Origin of the sequence: Phenylobacterium sp., from assembly GCF_004799395.1 — a bacterium.
Lineage (GTDB): Bacteria > Pseudomonadota > Alphaproteobacteria > Caulobacterales > Caulobacteraceae > Phenylobacterium.
Window position 1 is genome coordinate 1 of sequence record NZ_SSMZ01000181.1, and the last position, 5589, is coordinate 5589.

The window sequence follows — 5589 nt, forward strand, 5'->3', positions numbered from 1 at the left end:
GCCCCGGCTGACGGCCCAAAGCGAGATCGTCAGGATCAGGAGCGGGTGGTTCCAGAGGGTGACTTCGATGGCCGCGGAGGTGAAGACGCCCGCGGAGCGGCGCGGGTTCCTGACGCGAGGCTCTGCGGAGGCGCGCGAGCTGGAGGTCGACCTCGGCGAGCCGCTGGAGGACGACGACCTGCCGCCGATGCCGAACTGGCGCCCGCCGTCTGCGGACTCCGACAGCCTGGCGGCGCCGGCAGTCCCCGAGGACGCGCCCGCACAGCGCCGCGGGCGGCGTAAGGCCCAAGCCCCGCCCGCCGCAGCCCCGGACCTGGGCCCGGGCCCGTCGGAGGATGACCTCGAGGCTCCGCCGTTCTCCCTGGACGCGGGCCGCCCGCTCAGCCTTTGGGACGCCGATCCCGCGCCGATCGAGGATGAGGCGCCGCCGGCGAGAGCGGACGGGCTGCAGATGGGCTCGGCGCCGGCCAGGCGGCCCAAGCCGAGCTATCGGCCCCGCCTGCGGCTCGTGGTCGGCTTCGCGCTCGGCATCGCGGTTGGCGCGGCCCTGGGCTTCTGGGTCGGCCAGATGCCGCCCGACCGGCCGCCGCCGGCCGTGGCCCCTGTCCAGACCGCCGCGCTGGCGCCGCCGCCGGCGCCCGCGCCGCAAACCCCGGCCCCGATCGCCGCCGAGCCCGCGCCTTTGGCTCAGCCCGACGCCGCGGCCGCATCGACGCCGACGCCGGACACCCTGGAGCCCGCCCACGCCGCGGACAGCCGCCCAGCCGATACAACGCCCGCGCCGCCGCCAGCAGTGCGCGCCGAGCCGGAGCCGGCGAAGAGCGCCGAGGCCGCTGAGCCTGCCCCCGAGCGATCGGCGCCGGCCGTGGCCGCAGGCTGTTCGGCCGCGCCGACGCCGGCGGACCGCACGATCTGCGGCGACGCGAAGCTGCGGCGGCTGCAGGAGGAACTGCGCCACGCCTACGCCGACGCGCTGGACGCCCACGAGGACCGCAACCTGCTGCGCGAGCATCAGCTGGCCTGGCGCGACGCGCGCAGCGCCGTCACCGATCCGACCCGCCTGGCGCAGCTCTACGAGGAGCGCATTCGCAAGCTCAAGGCGGCCACGGCCGAAGCGCTGGCCGGGAAGTAGCTGCGCCGAGGCCGCCGAGCCGCCCGGGCTCAGCGCCGAGAAGGTCGGCTGGCCGCTGGCTTCCATGTCGTCGAAGTACACCGTGTCGGTGGCCCCGACGGCGGCGGGCCTTGGACGGGCCAGCCCAACCTGTCACATTTCGCGCCTAACAAGCGCGATCCGCAAAGCCGCCGCCGTTTCGGGAGATCAGATGTCCAGGTTCATCGCCACCGCCGCGGGCGCCGCGGCTTGCGCGCTCGCTGTCTCCGCCGCGGCCTGGGCCGCAGGGCCGGACGACAGCCTGCGCATCAACCAGCTGCAGGTGATCGGCAGCCACAACAGCTACCACGCCGGCCTGACCCCGGGCGTCGCCAAGATGCTGCAGGCCACCAATCCCAAGGCTTTCGATGGGCTGGACTACCAGCATTCTCCGCTGAGCGTGCAGTTCGACCACGGCGTCCGGCAGATCGAGCTCGACATCTACGCCGACGCCAAGGGCGGCCGCTTCGCCCATCCGTTCGGGGCGACCCTCAACGCCGGCGGGGCGGCAGGCTTCGACAAGGAGGGCGTGTTCGCAAAGCCCGGGTTCAAGGTCATGCACGTGCAGGACATCGACTACATCTCCAATTGTCAGCCCTTCGTCGGCTGCCTGAAGGAGATCCGGGCCTGGTCGAAGGCGCATCCGCAGCACGTGCCGCTCTACATCCTGGTGGAGACCAAGACCCAGGAGCCGATCAAGGCGGTGCCCGGAATGGTCGACTATGAGCGCTTCACGCCGGAAGTCCTGGACGCGCTGGACGCCGAGATCCGCTCGGTGTTCCCGGAGCGCGAGATGGTCACGCCCGACCAGGTGCGCGGCAAGTTTGCGACCCTGCCGCAGGCCGTGGCGCACGGCGGCTGGCCGACCCTGAAGAACGCGCGGGGCAAGGTCGTCTTCCTGTTGGACCAGTCGAACATCACGCCGATCTACACCGCCGGCCATCCGGCGCTGCAGGGCCGGGTGCTTTTCACCAACGCCGATGCCGGGACGCCCGACGCCGCCTTTGTCGAGCAGAACGAGGGGACGCCCGAGGCGATCGCGGCCCTAGTGAAGCAGGGCTACATCGTGCGCACCCGCTCCGACGCCGACACCAAGGAGGCCCGCAGCGGCGACACCACCCAGCGCGACAAGGCGCTGAAAAGCGGGGCGCAGATGGTCAGCACCGACTACCCCTGGTTCGAGCCCTCGCGCTGGACAGGGTTCAAGGTGAGCCTGCCCGGCGAGGCCTCGGTGCGCTGCAACCCGGTCAATTCGCCGAAGGGCTGCTCGGACACGGGGCTGGGAGACACGCCCGTCGTCAAGTAGGGCGCAGGCGCGACGCGCGCCTACCAGCGGGGCGAGAAGATGTTCTCTATCCCTTGGAACAGGAAGTCGCCGGCGGCGACGCCCACCGCCATCTGCCCGGCGTTGCGCAGGAAGCCGCCGAGGCCGCTGTTGGCGGCGAACGGGCTGGATTGCACGGGCATGCCGCCCTGGCCGGCCCACGGGGAGGGCGCCTGTGCGCCGGGCGGCAGGAACGAGGTCGGTGACGGGCCCTGGGCTTGTAGCTGGGCCTGAGCGGCGTGCAGCGCCTGATCGGCCAGGATCGCGTGCTGCACCAGGAGATAGACCGCATTGGGATTTGACCGCACGGCGGCGGCGATCATCGCATCGGCCTCCGGGTCCTTGGCGACGTTCGGCGTCTGGGAAAGGTCGGTGAGGAAGGTCTGCAGCAGGCTGCGTTCGTCAGGCGTCACGGGGCCGTCTCCATGTCTGGAGGTGGGCTCATAGCATGCCGCCGCGCGAGGTTGGACCGGGCTTTAAGCCGCCGCCGTCAGCCGGAGATCAACCACTGGACCACGTATATCTGGGCTTTTCGGGCCAGCTCGGTCGGTCCGGTGAAGTAGAACTCGCTGCCCGAGAAGGTCCGCCGCTCGCGCCATCGCAGGGGGCCGGTGTCCTCCGTGCTCAAGGTCTGGCGGAGCAGGTCATTCTTCTTTTTCGGTACAAACGCCACGAAAGTTGCTTCGTCCATCGCACTAACCTCTACGCCCCGGCGACGATAAGGCGGCGAGTCTCGGGTGAGGCCAAGCGATACTGTGGTAGAGCTTATTCTTGAGTGGGTCCGGGGACGGCGCCAAGGCCAAGCTGCCTTGTTGTCGTCACGTCAGCCGGGAAGATGGGCGGGGGGCCGCGGCCCTCGGGGCTTTGCGGCGAACGGGCGGCTCAGAACGACCGCAGATCGGCCAATAGCGCCTGGCGATCCAGCGCGCAGCGTTAGAGTGGACATGCAGGACTTCATCGAGCTTCTGGGCGCCTCCGGGGCGGCCTATCGGTTCCGGCGCCGGCTGACCGGGACGCCGCACCTGCCGGCGGCGGGCAACTATGTGCTCGTCCAGGAAACCGCTTCGGGATTCAAGGTCTTGACCGTCGGCGCCTCGCTGGATCTGTCGACCTTGCGGCCGCCGTCGGCGGCGCGGACCGGACGCCGGCAGAGCCACCTTTTCACGCGGCTGAACATTGCGCGCGCAGCGCGCACAGCCGAGCATGAGGACCTGGCGGCGAACTATCAGGCCGCCCGGCTGGTCACCGACGACGCCTAGATTGATCAAGCGGGCCAACAAATTCCAACGCCGCTGCAGCTGACGTCGACGCAAAGAATTGAACGCTGATATTTGACCTGTCATCTAAGCTGACCTTGCGGCGAGGCGTCCTTAAGCCGGGCAGGGCGGACGACTTGCCGACGAGCGCGAGCGAGGGAGTGCTTGGGCAGCGTGCGAGAGGGGCTGATCGACAGGATCTACGAGTGCGCCTTCGCGCCGGAGTCCTGGCCCGGCGTGCTGGACGAGATTTCGGAGATCGCCCTGGCGCGGGGCGGGTGCCTGCTCACCGCCAACTCGACAGTGCTCCACTGGACGTCCTCCGACAGCCTGACCGAGGTCTGGGACGCCCTGGCCCGTAACAACCTGATGGACTGCGGCGACCGGTTCCGCCGGCTGGTGGAGTTGCGGCACTCAGGTTTCCTGACCGACCAAGACGGCTATGCCGACGAGTCGGAGATGGCGGCGGACCGCCTCTACCGCGAAGTGCTCTGGCCCATCGGCCTGGGCTGGGCCGTCGCCACCGCCATGCCGCTGCCGACCGGCGACACCATGGTGCTGACCTTCGAGCGCGACCGCGCACGCGGACCGGTGGAGGCTGCCGTGGTCGAGCAGTTGGACGCCCTGCGGCCACATCTGGCGCGCAGCGCGCTGTTGTCGGCGCGCCTCCAGCTGGAGCGCGCCAAGGCGGCGGCCGAGGCGCTGGCGCTGCTGGGGATACCGGCCCTGGTGTTCAACCCGGACGGCCGGGTGCTGGCGGCCAATCCGACGATCGAGGCGATGGCCGGCCCGATCCAATGGCGCGCCCGCGACCGGATTTCGCTGACCGATGCGGCGGCCGATGCCCTGTTGCAGCAGGCCATCGCCACCCTGGGCCTTGATGAGGCGGGCGGCCCGCCTGCAGTGCGCTCCTTCGCCGTCCGGGGCGCCCAGACCGCCGCGGCGATGGTCGCCCACGTGATCCCGCTGCGCGGCCAGGCGCGCGACGTCTTCGTGCAGTGCGCCGGGGTGCTGGTGCTGACGCCGGTGGCGCTGCCGCAGGCGCCTCCGGTGGAACTGGTGCAGTCGCTGTTCGACCTGACGCCGGCCGAGGCGCGGGTGGCCCGCGCGCTCAGCGCCGGCGACACGGTCGACGAGATCGCCGCGAGCGGCGGGGTTTCGCCGACCACGATCCGCAACCAGGTGCGCGGCGTGCTGCAGAAGACCGGCTGCCATCGGCAGACCGAGGTGGTCGCCCTGCTGGGCGGCATCCTCAACCTGAATTGAGGCCTTAGGCGGCGGCGGCCTTGGCGGCGGCGATCTCCTCGGCGGCCGCGGTTTCGCCGAGCGCGGCCTGCAGGGCGGCCAGCAGATGCTCGGGTTTCATGGGCTTTTCGACCACGCCGTTCATGCCGGCGGCGAGATAGCCCTCGGCGTCTTCCGGCTCGGCGTTGGCGGTGAGCGCGATGATCGGCACCAGGGCGGCCGGCCCTCCGAGGGCGCGGATGGCGCGGGTGGCGGCGACGCCGTCCATTACCGGCATCTTGATGTCCATAAGGATCAGGTCGAAACGGCCGCCGCGGGCGGCCTCGACCGCCTCGGCGCCGTCGTTGGCGCTTTCGCAGGTGCAGTCGAACATCTCGCAGAGCGCCTGGGCGACCATGCGGTTGGTGGCGTTGTCGTCGACCACCAGGACGTGGGCCGAGCGTTCGGCTTCCTGCGGTTCCTCGGCCGGGGTTTCCGACGCGATGGGCAGGAGGATCTCGAAGACGACGGTCTCGGATTTGCCGCCGGCGCCTTCGCTGCGCAGCGTGCCGCCCAGGCCGTCGAGGATCTGACGGGCCATGACGACGCCGATGGCCACTTCCAGGCCGAAGCGG

At 70.7% G+C, this 5589-nt stretch carries 7 protein-coding genes; 4 read left to right on the forward strand and 3 right to left on the reverse strand.

Features of this window, described 5'->3' with window-relative positions:
- Together E8A12_RS11955 and E8A12_RS11960 are read left to right on the forward strand one after the other, a co-directional pair.
- A partial coding sequence (locus tag E8A12_RS11955; protein WP_293368952.1) for a lysozyme inhibitor LprI family protein occupies nt 1-1132 on the forward strand: 1132 nt, incomplete at its 5' end.
- A 190-nt stretch (nt 1133-1322) separates the two neighbouring features.
- A complete protein-coding gene (locus tag E8A12_RS11960) occupies nt 1323-2456 on the forward strand; it encodes a phosphatidylinositol-specific phospholipase C1-like protein (protein ID WP_293368954.1) in 1134 nt (377 codons plus the stop codon).
- Between the two features lie 20 nt (nt 2457-2476).
- Here the strand turns inward: E8A12_RS11960 and E8A12_RS11965 are convergent, their stop codons facing one another.
- Both E8A12_RS11965 and E8A12_RS11970 read right to left on the reverse strand, forming a co-directional pair.
- Nucleotides 2477-2887, reverse strand: coding sequence for a DUF2076 family protein (locus E8A12_RS11965; protein ID WP_293368956.1), 411 nt, complete (start codon nt 2885-2887; stop codon nt 2477-2479).
- Nucleotides 2888-2964: 77 nt separating this feature from the next.
- Nucleotides 2965-3165, reverse strand: coding sequence for a hypothetical protein (locus tag E8A12_RS11970; protein ID WP_293368958.1), 201 nt, complete (start codon nt 3163-3165; stop codon nt 2965-2967).
- Between the two features lie 253 nt (nt 3166-3418).
- Between E8A12_RS11970 and E8A12_RS11975 the strand changes: the two genes are divergently transcribed.
- Both E8A12_RS11975 and E8A12_RS11980 read left to right on the forward strand, forming a co-directional pair.
- Entirely contained in the window at nt 3419-3733 is a 315-nt protein-coding gene (locus E8A12_RS11975) for a hypothetical protein (RefSeq protein ID WP_293368960.1), read from the forward strand.
- Between the two features lie 171 nt (nt 3734-3904).
- Nucleotides 3905-4996, forward strand: coding sequence for a helix-turn-helix transcriptional regulator (locus E8A12_RS11980; protein WP_293368964.1), 1092 nt, complete (start codon nt 3905-3907; stop codon nt 4994-4996).
- 4 nt (nt 4997-5000) lie between these two features.
- Here E8A12_RS11980 and E8A12_RS11985 read toward each other — a convergent pair.
- Nucleotides 5001-5589 (reverse strand): response regulator (locus tag E8A12_RS11985; protein WP_293368962.1); only part of this gene is annotated, 589 nt, incomplete at its 5' end.

Excerpts from the sequence above, each read along its gene's own strand:
- E8A12_RS11975 (WP_293368960.1), top strand. The coding sequence starts at position 3,419 with ATGCAGGACTTCATCGAGCTTCTGGGCGCCTCCGGGGCGGCCTATCGG.
- E8A12_RS11960 (WP_293368954.1), top strand. The coding sequence starts at position 1,323 with ATGTCCAGGTTCATCGCCACCGCCGCGGGCGCCGCGGCTTGCGCGCTC.
- E8A12_RS11970 (WP_293368958.1), bottom strand. The coding sequence starts at position 3,165 with ATGGACGAAGCAACTTTCGTGGCGTTTGTACCGAAAAAGAAGAATGAC.